The sequence below is a fragment of the Candidatus Omnitrophota bacterium genome (assembly GCA_030688425.1).
GTDB lineage: Bacteria > Omnitrophota > Gorgyraeia > Zapsychrales > JANLHA01 > JAUYIB01.
This window is the reverse complement of sequence record JAUYIB010000007.1, coordinates 54281-66740: the sequence shown is the minus strand read 5'-3', so window position 1 is coordinate 66740 and position 12460 is coordinate 54281. Positions and strand designations below refer to the sequence as shown.

General features: G+C 52.2%; 13 protein-coding genes. All 13 read right to left on the bottom strand.

What is annotated here, in order from left to right; genetic code table 11:
- Nucleotides 1-3: 3 nt before the first annotated feature.
- The 13 genes from Q8Q08_00400 to Q8Q08_00340 all read right to left on the bottom strand — a co-directional run bounded on the left by Q8Q08_00400 (nucleotide 4) and on the right by Q8Q08_00340 (nucleotide 12293).
- Complete coding sequence (locus Q8Q08_00400; protein ID MDP2652473.1) at nucleotides 4-246, bottom strand: hypothetical protein; 243 nt, start codon at nucleotides 244-246, stop codon at nucleotides 4-6.
- Nucleotides 247-1428: 1182 nt separating this feature from the next.
- Complete coding sequence (locus Q8Q08_00395) at nucleotides 1429-2307, bottom strand: type II secretion system F family protein (protein MDP2652472.1); 879 nt, start codon at nucleotides 2305-2307, stop codon at nucleotides 1429-1431.
- Between the two features lie 182 nt (nucleotides 2308-2489).
- Nucleotides 2490-3344 carry a type II secretion system F family protein gene (locus tag Q8Q08_00390; GenBank protein ID MDP2652471.1) on the bottom strand — a complete coding sequence of 285 codons (855 nt, stop codon included), beginning with the start codon at nucleotides 3342-3344 and terminating at the stop codon, nucleotides 2490-2492.
- Between the two features lie 100 nt (nucleotides 3345-3444).
- Nucleotides 3445-3879: a hypothetical protein gene (locus tag Q8Q08_00385; protein MDP2652470.1), complete on the bottom strand. Its 435-nt coding sequence runs from the start codon at nucleotides 3877-3879 to the stop codon at nucleotides 3445-3447.
- A gap of 86 nt (nucleotides 3880-3965) precedes the next feature.
- Nucleotides 3966-8084 (bottom strand): hypothetical protein, encoded by a 4119-nt coding sequence (locus Q8Q08_00380; GenBank protein ID MDP2652469.1) that lies wholly within the window; start codon nucleotides 8082-8084, stop codon nucleotides 3966-3968.
- 51 nt (nucleotides 8085-8135) lie between these two features.
- Nucleotides 8136-8345, bottom strand: a complete 210-nt coding sequence (locus Q8Q08_00375; GenBank protein MDP2652468.1) for a hypothetical protein — start codon at nucleotides 8343-8345, stop codon at nucleotides 8136-8138.
- A gap of 121 nt (nucleotides 8346-8466) precedes the next feature.
- Nucleotides 8467-9963 carry a hypothetical protein gene (locus tag Q8Q08_00370; protein MDP2652467.1) on the bottom strand — a complete coding sequence of 499 codons (1497 nt, stop codon included), beginning with the start codon at nucleotides 9961-9963 and terminating at the stop codon, nucleotides 8467-8469.
- A gap of 35 nt (nucleotides 9964-9998) precedes the next feature.
- Complete coding sequence (locus Q8Q08_00365) at nucleotides 9999-10319, bottom strand: hypothetical protein (GenBank protein MDP2652466.1); 321 nt, start codon at nucleotides 10317-10319, stop codon at nucleotides 9999-10001.
- 32 nt (nucleotides 10320-10351) lie between these two features.
- Nucleotides 10352-10690 (bottom strand): hypothetical protein, encoded by a 339-nt coding sequence (locus tag Q8Q08_00360; protein MDP2652465.1) that lies wholly within the window; start codon nucleotides 10688-10690, stop codon nucleotides 10352-10354.
- 17 nt (nucleotides 10691-10707) lie between these two features.
- Entirely contained in the window at nucleotides 10708-11076 is a 369-nt protein-coding gene (locus Q8Q08_00355) for a hypothetical protein (protein ID MDP2652464.1), read from the bottom strand.
- 189 nt (nucleotides 11077-11265) lie between these two features.
- Nucleotides 11266-11589: a hypothetical protein gene (locus Q8Q08_00350; protein MDP2652463.1), complete on the bottom strand. Its 324-nt coding sequence runs from the start codon at nucleotides 11587-11589 to the stop codon at nucleotides 11266-11268.
- Between the two features lie 57 nt (nucleotides 11590-11646).
- Nucleotides 11647-12027: a hypothetical protein gene (locus Q8Q08_00345; GenBank protein MDP2652462.1), complete on the bottom strand. Its 381-nt coding sequence runs from the start codon at nucleotides 12025-12027 to the stop codon at nucleotides 11647-11649.
- A 56-nt stretch (nucleotides 12028-12083) separates the two neighbouring features.
- Nucleotides 12084-12293 carry a class III signal peptide-containing protein gene (locus Q8Q08_00340; GenBank protein MDP2652461.1) on the bottom strand — a complete coding sequence of 70 codons (210 nt, stop codon included), beginning with the start codon at nucleotides 12291-12293 and terminating at the stop codon, nucleotides 12084-12086.
- Nucleotides 12294-12460 lie beyond the last annotated feature (167 nt).

Sequence of the window (12460 nt, the reverse complement as noted above, 5' to 3'; positions counted from 1 at the left end):
AAATTAAAACCCGCAATTGTCCAGACTGATTTTTCTTCTAGAATGTCCATTCTGGAAAAGAATAAAACGGCGAGGATCTGCATCCTCAATGACAGGCAACCTCACAACGAACAATCGCAACCGTCTGCTCATCACAAAAGCCGCCAGAGAAGAAAAGCCCACAGAAAGCAGCCAACGCGCCGCTGTTTCCAGCAACGCGTTAACAACGATCTGCCGGGTTTCAGGTGAGACTTGATATTTGACCATTAAACTGCGAAGAAGGTAAGAGGGTAAAATGAAAAAAGACTACCGCGAAATGGTAGCCTTTTTTCGATTTACTGGTGCGAGATTATTTTCGCGGTTTTCAACATATTTTTACTTGCCGAGTCTCGGTTGAGTTAATCTCTTACCTCTTGCTCAACAAGTATAACATATAGTACGAAGGGGACAAGGTTGTGTCAAATTTTTTTTAGAAAATATCCTGTTATATACCAACGACTTACGTCTCAATTGGACAGATTTTAAAAATTTTTATTGCATTTTTTTTACTTATTTTTTTGAAAGCGCTTCCTTTTTCCAGTCATTTTCCGTCGAGAAATCACCCATAAAGATACGGAAGGTTTGTCCACACAGCCCCAGCACCATCTGGCAAAATATCGGATCAATCATTAGATACCACAAAATTATTCATTAATTTAAGAACATATCTCACGGCTTGATTTCAGTTTTTCTCCGACCAGGAATAGCACCAGAATGGACATTAAAACAATTAGATTGGACATTAATCAGATTGGACGTTAAATAGTAACGGCAACTTCAAACTAAAAACGTCACATCGCGTCTCAATAATTTCTGCCATATCAAATGCCGCTCCACAATTAAATAATCCTTACAAACAGGTCCAATGAAACACGCCACCCCATATGTGCAGCCTCTTCACAAGAGCACAGCGTCTTCGAAAAAGGCGCGAACGCTTTTCCGAAAATTAAAATGGCCAGACACGCACCCCAAGGCACAGCTCTTGAAAATTCTGAGAAAAACAGCACTTTCAAAAGCGATCAGATTTGATTGGAAAGATGGATCACGGAACCCAGCGGAAAGAAATGCGGGGATTGCGGATATCAGCGGCGCTTGCGGAGATTAACACAAAACTCCTGAAATTGTTGTAACAACCAGGGGGCGCCGCATGTCGCAAATACAGAGGTAAAATTTGTCATCTGCGGCACCTTCTTTTTGGCGCGCCCTTCCACCAATCCTGTAAGCCCACTGCCCCAGGCGTCGGTAAGAAAAGCATAAGACGTCAAGCACTCAAGACCGCCCGCACCTTTGTAACGGACTGCGAATCTCGCGTTGCTTCCGCCTGGACGAAAGGCGCCCCGGACAGAACGATCCATCGCCTCTTTGAGGATTTTCCATCACGACACGATCCGGAGCGAGGAAACCTGCCGGTTATTGTGCCAGATTTTCGAGCGGATTGCTTTCGATAAAATCGAGGAAGATCGGGCCGGCGACAAGAATGCCGACAACAGGAAAGATAAAAAACAGCAGGGGGACCAGCAGCTTCATCGGGGCCTTCATAGCCATCTGCTCGCCCCGGCGGAAACGCGCAAGACGCATGTCCTCGGACAGAAGATTCAAGGCCTCGGAGACCGATGTCCCCATTTTGTCGGCCTGGATCAGGGTCCGGGAGAAACTGGAAAGATCCGGAAGATTATATTTGGTCGAAAGGTCCTTGAGGGCGTCTCTCCGAGTTTTCCCAACGTTGATTTCCTGCAAAAGAACGTTCAACTCATTGGTCATGACAGACGTCGGAGACTTTTCAACCACCCACTTGAGGGCAAGCATGAAGTCCAGCCCCGCGTTGACGCAAAGGCCCAAAAGATCGATGGCGTCCGGCAACTCTTTGATAATGGTGTTCTTGACCTTCTTGATTTTCCCTTTCAGCCAGTACTCGGGGAGCATATATCCGATGGAAAAGGACATCAAAAACCAGAACGTCATCATGTCCGGCTGGATCATCGGATACGTCAAGAGCATGGTAAAAACAACCCCCATCTCCTTCAAGAAAAAGAATTCCTCCGGCGTCATGACCACGTGCGCCATCGACAAATCCCTGGCGATTCTCTGTCTCAGGGGGCCGGCGCAGATGGGCTTATTGACAAGGGCGATTTTCCGGATGAAAGCAAAAGGGCTTTTCTTCTTCTTGGCAGAGCGCAGGTCATATCCAAAGGCCTGCAATGTGGCGCGATACTCCTCCTCGGCGGGAAAAAGCCCTAAGATAAAAGAAAATCCAGCCAGAAAAGCCAATGTCAGAGCAAGAAAAATCATAAATCGTTTGGCGATGAGCCCCTTTGGATATGTCCGTCGATTGTTCCGGTATCCCGCAAAAAACCGATGGTTTTTGCGGGGATCGGGGGAACAAGCATTGAACCACATTAACCCCACGTCACAGTGGGGTTAATTCGCGCAAATCATTTATGTTCGCTTTCGCTCCATAAATGATGCGCTCATTAATAATCCCTGAACGTGCTGATTTTCCAAATCATAAACGCGCCGACGACTTCGGAAATCGCCGCATAAATCAGGAGAGCCCGCCCCATGTCCGACTCAAACATGTGATTAAAAAAATACGGATTGGTCGAGTAGATGACCATGAAGAAAGCGACGGGCAGCATCGACATGACCACGCCCTGGATTTTGCCCTGCAGGGTCAGGGTGTCGATCTGCTGCTGAATCTTTTTCTGTTCCCGGATGTTATTGACAATCCGCGTAAAAATGGCCGGGAGGTTCCCGCCGGTTTCCCGGGCCAGCAGGATAGCGGTGATGACCTGCTGTAAAGCCGTGGACGTCATGCGATTATAAAGATGGGTGAGAGATTCCTCAAGGGAAACGCCCATTTTGTTCTCGCCGAGGACGGTGAGGATCTCCTGGTTCATCGGGTCCGGCATTTCCTCAACGACAGCTTCCATCGCCTGGATCAAGCTCAACCCGCCCCGGAACGAGCTGGACATGATCATCAGGGCGTCGACCAGCTGGTCATCAAACATGGCCTTATTCTTCAGGATCAAAATCTTGGTATACATGCTCGGGAAAAAAAATCCGCCGACGAAACCGAACACGACGCCGATTAAACGGTATTCTTCAGGAAACAGGACATACATCAGGGCCGCCGTGCCCAGCGGGGCGATCATATAAATCTGTGCCAGCTTCTGAACCTGGGTCTTCGGAAGAACGCGGTCCAGTTTGCTCGTCAGGGTATGGGTTCTTTTCTGGCTGAACGCGATGGATTTATTGTAAACAGGCGGGACAACCGCATACCCGATGAGCGCGGCTGTACAAAAGGCGAGAAAAAGGGCAAAAAGCATGGATGATTATCCTATGGGCTTTCGAACGGACGAGACCACAACAAAGGACCGGGAAAAACAAACAAAGGCTGAACGCAAGAATCCGTAATATTCAAGACGATCACGGGCCAGGAGTAAAGGGCAAGGGGACATTTTGGCAGTCGTTAAGTGCCGTTGTTATCCGGCAACAACATTCCTTTGTCTTATCACCCTGCAACGCACCTACACAGGCGTCAAAATCCCTCACCGAAATCCAGGAATGGGTCGGCGCCGGACAACCCGCCGGGCATGCGAGATCAGCGGGCATGTACATGCATTCCAGCGTCCCGCCGCCCGCGCCCGCAACGCCGTAGGGTTTGGGGTCATACTGCCGGCCGTGGCCGAACGAATCGCCCACAGTCTTCCATCGCCCCAGAAACCCCCGTTTGATATAATCCTGAAAAACGGCAAAAATCCCGATGATAAACATGAGGACGGCCATGTATTCCAGAAGAGACATCCCATGGCGTCCGAAAAATCGTTTTTTCCTCACCAGGATCATTCCCGTCCCCTTCATTATAAATTCATTCTTTCGGCAAATCAATTCCTGGCTCGCAAAATTTTACCGCCCGGAGACATCTTCCTCCCGGGCCGCCGGTCGCGTCAATTTAACAACCTTTTGAACCGGTCTTCGCAGTCTACAAATTTGATGCTGACCCCGATACCTCTATTGGCATAATAATATTCCGCGCAGGAAACCGTGCTGACGCCAAGATCGAGATAGTCATGTACTTCCTGCCAGCAGTCTCTGTAATCTCTCTCTTGCTGGTCTATCGGGGTTAAATCCGGCCGCCTGTTCAACATAAACGCATAACCGTAAGGATACGGGGTCTTGGGGACAGGGTTGAGCCCATAGCCCTGCTGGCTGATCAGAGATTCATGAACCTGCTCAAAGCAAGCGCCCTGGCCTCCTTCTGCAACCAGCAATGAGGCATCCTTGCTGCCCCTGTCGGGATGAGCAAAACGGAACATCCACAGCGGCATGCCGCCGGGAAACTTCAACAGCCTGCCGGTGGATTGATCCTCATCAAAGCGGATGGCCCTCGCCTTGACGCGGCCTTCTGTGTTCACAAGCTCATAACAGCGCTCCAGCCCCCAGGATTTTGTATACGTCCTGACCCTTGGCCACCCGGGGTCCCGGCCAGCCCCAGGACCGCACTCGTAGTTGCACCGGAACGGGGCGCGGACGTCCACTTTCACAATATGCCATGGCCAATCCACACGCGCATCTTTGATTTCATCCCTCCAGGCATAGATGGCCACGGTTGGCAACACAGCGTCACCGATGTTGCCATAATCTTGACGCGCCTTCACGAGTTTCTCCGCCGGAGCCGTGATGGTGCGCGGGTCACCGGGATCCATCGGCCCGGGATCATGGAAAGGGTCAACCAGGGGATCATAGAGGGGATCTGTGTCGTCCGTGGCCGTGTCATTATCATCCAAGAACCTCGTGAATTCCTGGATCGCCCGGGTCAAGATCCCGGTTTGGTCCACACCTCCAAAAGAACTTACCTTGCACGCCCGGTGATAGTCCGTGCCGATCAAGCTCTCGGCTTCCTGCAAACGGCGGCTGAGAAATTCGTACCGTTTTTTCATTTTCGCCACCAGGTTGACGGATTCTTTGACGCTATCCGTAAGGTTCGCGAGAAAAGCGCCATTCGAGCATTTCGTGACATCAAAATTTTGAAACCCGCCCGCCCCAGGATTACAGGTATTCGGGAGTGGCGAGCGGGGGAGATCCCCGCAGGCCGTAATCTTATCCGGATCCGTGCTCACCGGATCCTTGCACACGTCAAAACAGTTTTGAAATCTTAAAGCATTGCCCTCAAGGGTCACGGTGACCGGGACTCCTGATGTAGGAAAATCAACGTTCTTCGGCGCCAAGCCGCCGGCATCCGTGTTCACCCGCAAACACTCCACCACATCCGCCACATCCCCCCGGACGCCGTTATTGTTAAAATCGATGGTCGCCTGCTCCCAGGTGGGCGAGCAATTGCAGGGGCCTCCGAGACCCTGCGTATCATAGGCCGGACACCAGGCGGAATCCCGGCCGGCGGAAAGATTACAACTCTGAAGAACATACTTGTTGACCCGAATCGCATCGTCGGGATTGGCGGGATCCCAGCCGTTAGGGGAATCCAGGGAAACCCAGTTCTTGATCGGCTGACACGTATTCACCAGGGTGTCCCGCCAGGTATACAGGATCCCCCAGTCGCGGTCTGCCGTGTTCGCGTTCCTTGTAAAGCTCTGCGGACAAGGATTATTCCCGCCCGGACAATAATTGGGTTCGACCCAGTAAGCCGCGTCTTCATACCACACCTCAATGCTCCCGGCCAGGGCCGCTGGGGTCAACGTCACAAATCCCTTCGCCCAATCCATGAATTCATCCAGTCCATAAACCAGGTCGTCGAGCCGGTCATCGGGCCAGGCGTTCCCGCCCAAAGCGCCGGGCTCACCGCAGGCGCAGTCCACGGGAACTGGAATCAATTCGCCCGCATCTTGAATTCCGTCACCATTCGTGTCGTCCCAGTCCCACTCATTGCACTGTTGAAGTCCGCCGTGCTTGGAACATCCTGACCCGTAAGGAAATCTTGGCGCGCCTCCGACTATCTGCGTCGTGCAATACCGGTCAGCTCCGCGCTTCCACCCTCCGGTCGTTTGGGCACAATTATTAAAATCGGCAAACAACGGCGCCAGCGCCGCGTCATTGACTAAATCCAACAACACGGGCGGATCCCCGGCGGCAGCTCCAGCCTTGTTCGCATTGTCCACGCACCACCCTCCGGAAAACTGCAAATTCAAGACAGCATCGATCGGATTCAAGGGGAGGACAAGACGCTGTAACTCATTCGGATCCAGCACGGGCCCGGGCGGCGCGGGGCATACGGCTCCTGCGACGGGATTCGGATATCCCCTCTGGTCGCACCAGAAACACTGCTTAATGCGGTTGTCAGGATTTGTGACAACGTCGGAAGCTTCATTGTATGTCAGCTCGGAAAGAGTGAATTCCCAGTCCTGCGCTTTATAAAGGAAGGGGAACAGAGTTGAGGCAACGGGTAGATCGGGAGCCCCGATGGGGCCGGCCCGGTCATCCGCCCCTTCCGCGGGAGGATCCAGGGGATTAAATCCGGCAGGATAATCGAAAGGATTATAAAAACCGGAAACATCCGAGATGATGAACCCCCTGGGTTCCGACTGATAGGTCCCCAGAAATGTCGCGACTTCCTGGCAGCCGTGCCTGTCGCTGTTGTCAAGGCCTGTCACAGGGCAGGTCGTGGTGCCCGGGATATTTTTTAGATATGTATGAATATCATCGTCACGGCCGAGCTGTTCCCGGAAGGACCAAATCGTGTCGTCCGTCCGCTCATAATATCTGTCATAAATCCAGGGATAAGTCATTGCGGGGTTCGGGACCGGTGGCGCGTATGGGGTTCTTTGGCTGCAGGTCGTGGGGTCTCCGCATTTATCAGCATCTCCTGCGGGCAAATCGCAACAATCCGGACGGACCTTGATCCTCTGGCAAGAGGGCACTGGCAATGGCAGCCCCACACAGGCCTCTGTCGCTCCCCAGGCAATGCCGCAGCAACACTGGGGATCCTGAAGCCCTTCTTCGGCGCAAACCCCGCAATAGCTGGGATCTGCCGTCGGGAGAGAGCAGCACGCCGGCGCAACAGCGCCGCAGGAAGGATTCACCATCGGGTCGGGAAGACAGCAGGAGTCGCATTCAGCGGGCATGTCGGTATTTTGGCCAGGGCTTGAGTTCTGAGGACAGCACGCATGAGGGGCACTGCAATCGAACGGATGCCATAACCCCCAATCGGCTGGATCGTCTGCCTTTTCCAGAAAATTCTTCAGGCCAGCTATAAATTCATCAACATTTGCGACACCGGGCCTTACGACATTGCGCAATCTTTCCGTATTATAAAAAGCGAATCGGCTGACAAAATCATTCGCACCCTGCAGCGGATTATCAAGGCTAAAACCCTGAGCCGGATCCGGCCACACACTCTTGGGCGCGCCGGGATTGCCCGGATCTGTCCCCCACCCATAGATCGCATCGGAATCCAGATCGACAACATCGGGAATTTGCACCTGATCCGTGACAACAGTCTGCAAAGCCGTCTGAAGGCCCCGCTCGACAAACTGGTCCTGAATGGTGAGCGATTCGGCGATCATCTTGTTCCACATGGCGGTGATGGACGGGTTGACAAGGACGGCCTGCAATACGGCGGCAACGATGGCAAAAGCCAGGGCCACACCCAGAACAACAACGATCGGAACAGCCACCCCCAGCAGCGGGACAACAATTGCCGCGCCTGCCCCCCACGTCACGATGACGATAATAATAATAATGATGATGATGGCGATGAGGATGAGGGCCGAAAAAAGGGCTGTCCACCCGCACACCTTACGATGCCCGTCCAGCTGCTCCTTAAAAAGTTTCTGCCCGTAGCTGGCATAGTATGAGGCCATTTGGGTAACTGCGGAATTGGTGGCGATCATGGTGATAGTCTTGGACCCCGAAACCCGCCCGAGGTTCAGGACAACGGCATAAAAAATCAGTCCGATGGCAATAATAAGAATGAGAACGATCGCGATCTGGCCGCGGACGGAATCAAGCCGCCGGGCCGGAGAGAGGCGGGGGAGGGAAAAAGCGGGGCCGCGAAAATTGTGGCAACGCAGCTTAATGGCACGGATCCATGAATTAAAGAATTGAATCACGTCATTCTTCCTCTGTAGAGTCCGGACATATCCGCCGGGAGCGAGCAAAGATCAATTGCCGAAGATGTTGCTGTCAACGGCTGCGCCCATGCGCGTCGAATAATAAAACACCGGACGGATTCCGACCGGGGTCCCCTGTCGGAGAACATTTTCATGCGCCTTACGGCGGGCCACAAGGTCTTTCCCGCACCAGACAAATATTTTGATCATGCCCAAAAGCAAAATAACGGTCGCGATCATGCAAAAGGAAAACTCCAGCATGGCTTGGCCTGAGCTATGCCGGGGTTGGAAACTCCAAAACCGTCTTTGACGTCGAAGCGCTCTAAACATAAAAATTCCGCCTTACCATCGTCCTTTATGAGTTGCCGGCCTTCCCGCCGCCTTACAAATCCATCCTTGTAACCCACCGTCGCCCGCGAAGATCACTGATGCGGCTGCGGATAAACAACAACCTTTGGGCCGAGTCAAAACACGTCAGCGTAACCTTGGCCGGTGAAAAACAGTTGTTGCACGCTTCCACGGGATTGTCAAGGCCGCACCGCCCGTCTTTGCCGCGGCTTGCGGAGCACGCGGCCGCCCAGTTCGCAGGGCCCCCTCCGCTGCAAAACCGGCCGGTATCGTTGCTCATTTTAAAAATCCTTTGAACGATATCCACATGGTCCTGGCGGCTGGTGTTCCGGATGAATTGCCCCCCGTGCGCGCCGAGCGGAGACGCCTCAAACAGCTTGCCTTCGTGGATTTGGTAGTATGTGCCCTCGCGGGTGAAAGAAAACATCTGGATTTCATCCTCCAGCCCGGTCGCCCTCATCCCCATGCGTTCGTCCCGGTCATTGATGGTGGCGTCAATGTCACCGCTCTGGCTGTCCAGGACATTGACGGAAGTGACAACCCCCGTAAATGCAGTGCACGCGGGAATGATGACATTGCCCTCCGAATTCTTTCCCGCGACCGTCCATGAATAAACAAGCTCGTCCTTGAGATCGCCGTCCACGTCAAAGCTGTCTTCTTTCGCGAGAGTCCCCATTTGATCCGTCGGGTCAAGCCGGTTCCTGGCAGGTGAAATGTCCGTCAAAATGCTTCCTGTTCTCGCCGCATCGAAAAGCCCCGGGACCAGGACCCACTGCCAATTGAAGTGGGAGCGAAAACTTTCCACGTAAGGAAGGCCGAGATTGAATTGTCCAGCGGGGACATCAACATCCGGAACGTCTGTTTTCCTCTCGGGGATGCGATTGTGATCCAGATCAAACCGGTCGTCATACGGATAGCAGGCGCCGCCGCAGGGTCTAACGGCACGATCATGCCAAGCGGCATTTGACGCATACCGGATCTGCTGTTTATAAAACACCGCGCAGCCTTGATCCCCCGCCCCTATGTTGTAACACGCCGACTCCCAATTGGGTGGAGCCGTACCGCCGATGGTGCTGCAGGTGTGGGTGGCCACCGTCCGGAACCCCCCCATGCGGAAGGGAAACCGCTGGCCGTTGATGATAATATCCGCGACCGGGAGATTAAATTCTTCCCCATAGGCCAATTCTTGAAAAAACTGATTGGAGAAGGCAGCGCCGCCGCTGGCCACGAACGGAATACGGTCCCGCGTGCCGAACTTGCTGCCGGCGTCCACCGAAAGCCTGTCTTCAATAACGATCACCGACGCCGTGTTCCGGGACATGGCTTCGCGGCGCATCGAATAATTGAACGACTGTGTCATGGCGGTCCGCATGGCCTTGAGCTGGTGATTCATGGTCTGGCTGGTACTCATGCCGGCGCGGGCGATAAGGCCAATGACAAAAAGCAGAACGGCTCCGAAGATCGCGAGCTCGGAAGCGGTTTGCGCTTGGCGGGGAGTTGTGAATCCAATTTTCTTTAATATCTTCATCACCTGGCGGGATTATCTCTGTTTCTTTGCAATCTGCATTAAAAAGCGCCGATGGTTGTTCCCCCGGTTTTGATCTCCAGCGAATTGGTTATGTCGTCCCGGAGCGACCACAACCCGCCCTCCGCGCTGATGGTGGTAATCCGGGTTTCCGTATTGGAAACCAAAATATGCTTGATAGACGTGTTGGTCAACCGGGGATCATACTGATCCCCCAGCTCATCGATGGAAGCTTTCCACCGGCCCTGGATGCCTCGTTTGAAATAGTTTCCGGCCGCGATAAAGACTCCCATGATAATAATGAGTAAAGTCACAAACTCCAGGGTGCTCTGGCCCCTGCGGCCGCGTCTCAGGATGTTCATGCCTCACCTCTCCCGTCTATCTGAGAAACCCGTCAATTCCCGCGTTTCTCCGTAAAACCCAAATTCAAGTGGACTTCCGAGTTTGTCGCCGTCCAATCCGACGTTGTCCAATATCCCGTGTCTCCCAGATATTCCGTCTTCAGGGTCTCCCGATACGAATCTGTTTCCATCGTCGTGTTGATGAGATAACCCGATGTGCCTCCGACCTGCTCGGCGTCTTTTTGCGTCCCCACCTGATCAACAACTATCTTGACCATCCCCTGAACCCCGCGCCGCACCAAAGGGGTCATCGCCACGAGGATGGAAACAAGAACCCCAAGGAGGAGCGTATATTCAATGAATGTCTGCCCTCTCCGATATGCTTTACGCATTGTCATAAACGTTTAAACTAATCGCCCATACGAGGGGATGCTTGGTTGCTAACCCCGCTCATCGCGGACCTTGATTCGCTACCGGCATCGCTGAAAACGTCAATGCTCGTGTTAAAGGTTCCTGTCCAGGTTTTGACTTCTGCGACATCTGTTAACCGATAATAGGTCGTGTTCGTATAATAAGGTTCGTATTGCGTATACATTCTACCGTTGTAAACATTGTCCACAGTCATCAGCGAATAGAGCGTGGCGTCCCGAATGCGCCCCTGGATCGTCCGCTTGAAATACACCGTCATGCCCGTCAGGACCCCCACAACAAAGAAAAAAGTAATGGCGTATTGAACGGCAAACCCTTGCCCTTTATTTTGGCGAAGCGACCGGAACATTGTTTTATCCTAAAGACTACATAACAATATAAATAATATTTCTAATTAAATTATAACATTTTTATTGGCTTATGGACAGACAATCTCTCCAAAAACATAAATTATCAGCCATCACGGGCTATAAAAAAACATGGCTTGCCTGGAGATTCCTCCAAGCAAGCCATGTTTTAAACCAACAGCAGCAACGTGTTATTTGCCCCAGAACTCCTGTTCAGCATTCAGGATTTCCGAGTTGCGCTCCACATACGTCTTTTCATCCGCTAACAACTTGGATTTCGTAACACCGTTGACGAAAGTTTCAGCCGTGTTGCTCTGAACTCTCGTGGTTTTACGGACGTTGGTGTTGCCAGGAGAGTACTGGTCGCCGATGTCGTCGGCGGCGCTCTTCAGGCGGCCTTGCACGCCGCGCTTGATGTACACCTGGATGGACAGGAGAGCACCAATGACAATGATGATCAAGACAGCATACTCAAGGGTGCTCTGCCCTTTCTTTTTTCTCAAGAATTTAAACATTGACCTTTCCTCCTTAATAATAAACGGCTCTTCTGTTGCTGTTTAACAAACAGAACATTAGATTCCGTTAATGAGCCCGTTACCGAACTGTGTGCCGTATTTCGATTCCTGGAAACCGTCTCTAGCGCGGGTTCTGACGGAGTTGTCTTCCATCCGGAACAACCCGCTGTTGTCAGTTCTCCTGTCCTGGATTTCGTCGGTTTCATCATCGCGCAGAACCTGGTAGTTCGTTTCAAGATAATAAGGTTCATACTGCGACGTGGCGCCAAGGGCGCTGGTCTGATCCGTCAGGTATTTCGACGCATCGCGGATACGGCCCTGGATAGTACGTTGTGCATACGTCTGCATCGCGATAATAGCCGCAACGACGAGCGAAATCAAAAGCGCATATTCCGCTGTCTGTTGGGCCTTTTTGTTTTTAAGCAATTTTTTAAACATTGATCACACCTCCATATGACAATTTAACGATTTTATGCTTATCATGCTCCTGGCGCTTACGGCGACTTCGCACGGGAGTTTGCCAAACGATTGGCAAGGTCCTCCATGCCGTTTGTACCAGATGACAGCGTCTTGTTGAATGCCGTGTTAAAAACGCCGGTTTTTGGATTCAAGAAGACAATCAGGATGGCAATAACACCCGTCACCAAGATGATGTACTCCAGGGTGCTTTGCCCTTTCTTCTTTCTTTTCAGGTGTTTAAACATTATAGACTCCTCCTTAGAGTTCTCTTCATAGCAATTCTTGAATATGATAACCTACTGATTTGCGTACTCGTTTTGAATCACCTGCTGGGTTGCCTGGACAGACCGAAACACGTAGGTGCTCATGGCCAGCATCGCAGAAGCCACTAAGGCAACGACAAGGGCATATT

Excerpts from the sequence above, each read along its gene's own strand:
- Q8Q08_00400 (MDP2652473.1), bottom strand. The coding sequence starts at position 246 with ATGGTCAAATATCAAGTCTCACCTGAAACCCGGCAGATCGTTGTTAAC.
- Q8Q08_00395 (MDP2652472.1), bottom strand. The coding sequence starts at position 2,307 with ATGATTTTTCTTGCTCTGACATTGGCTTTTCTGGCTGGATTTTCTTTT.
- Q8Q08_00390 (MDP2652471.1), bottom strand. The coding sequence starts at position 3,344 with ATGCTTTTTGCCCTTTTTCTCGCCTTTTGTACAGCCGCGCTCATCGGG.
- Q8Q08_00385 (MDP2652470.1), bottom strand. The coding sequence starts at position 3,879 with ATGAAGGGGACGGGAATGATCCTGGTGAGGAAAAAACGATTTTTCGGA.
- Q8Q08_00375 (MDP2652468.1), bottom strand. The coding sequence starts at position 8,345 with ATGCTGGAGTTTTCCTTTTGCATGATCGCGACCGTTATTTTGCTTTTG.
- Q8Q08_00365 (MDP2652466.1), bottom strand. The coding sequence starts at position 10,319 with ATGAACATCCTGAGACGCGGCCGCAGGGGCCAGAGCACCCTGGAGTTT.
- Q8Q08_00360 (MDP2652465.1), bottom strand. The coding sequence starts at position 10,690 with ATGCGTAAAGCATATCGGAGAGGGCAGACATTCATTGAATATACGCTC.
- Q8Q08_00355 (MDP2652464.1), bottom strand. The coding sequence starts at position 11,076 with ATGTTCCGGTCGCTTCGCCAAAATAAAGGGCAAGGGTTTGCCGTTCAA.
- Q8Q08_00350 (MDP2652463.1), bottom strand. The coding sequence starts at position 11,589 with ATGTTTAAATTCTTGAGAAAAAAGAAAGGGCAGAGCACCCTTGAGTAT.
- Q8Q08_00345 (MDP2652462.1), bottom strand. The coding sequence starts at position 12,027 with ATGTTTAAAAAATTGCTTAAAAACAAAAAGGCCCAACAGACAGCGGAA.
- Q8Q08_00340 (MDP2652461.1), bottom strand. The coding sequence starts at position 12,293 with ATGTTTAAACACCTGAAAAGAAAGAAGAAAGGGCAAAGCACCCTGGAG.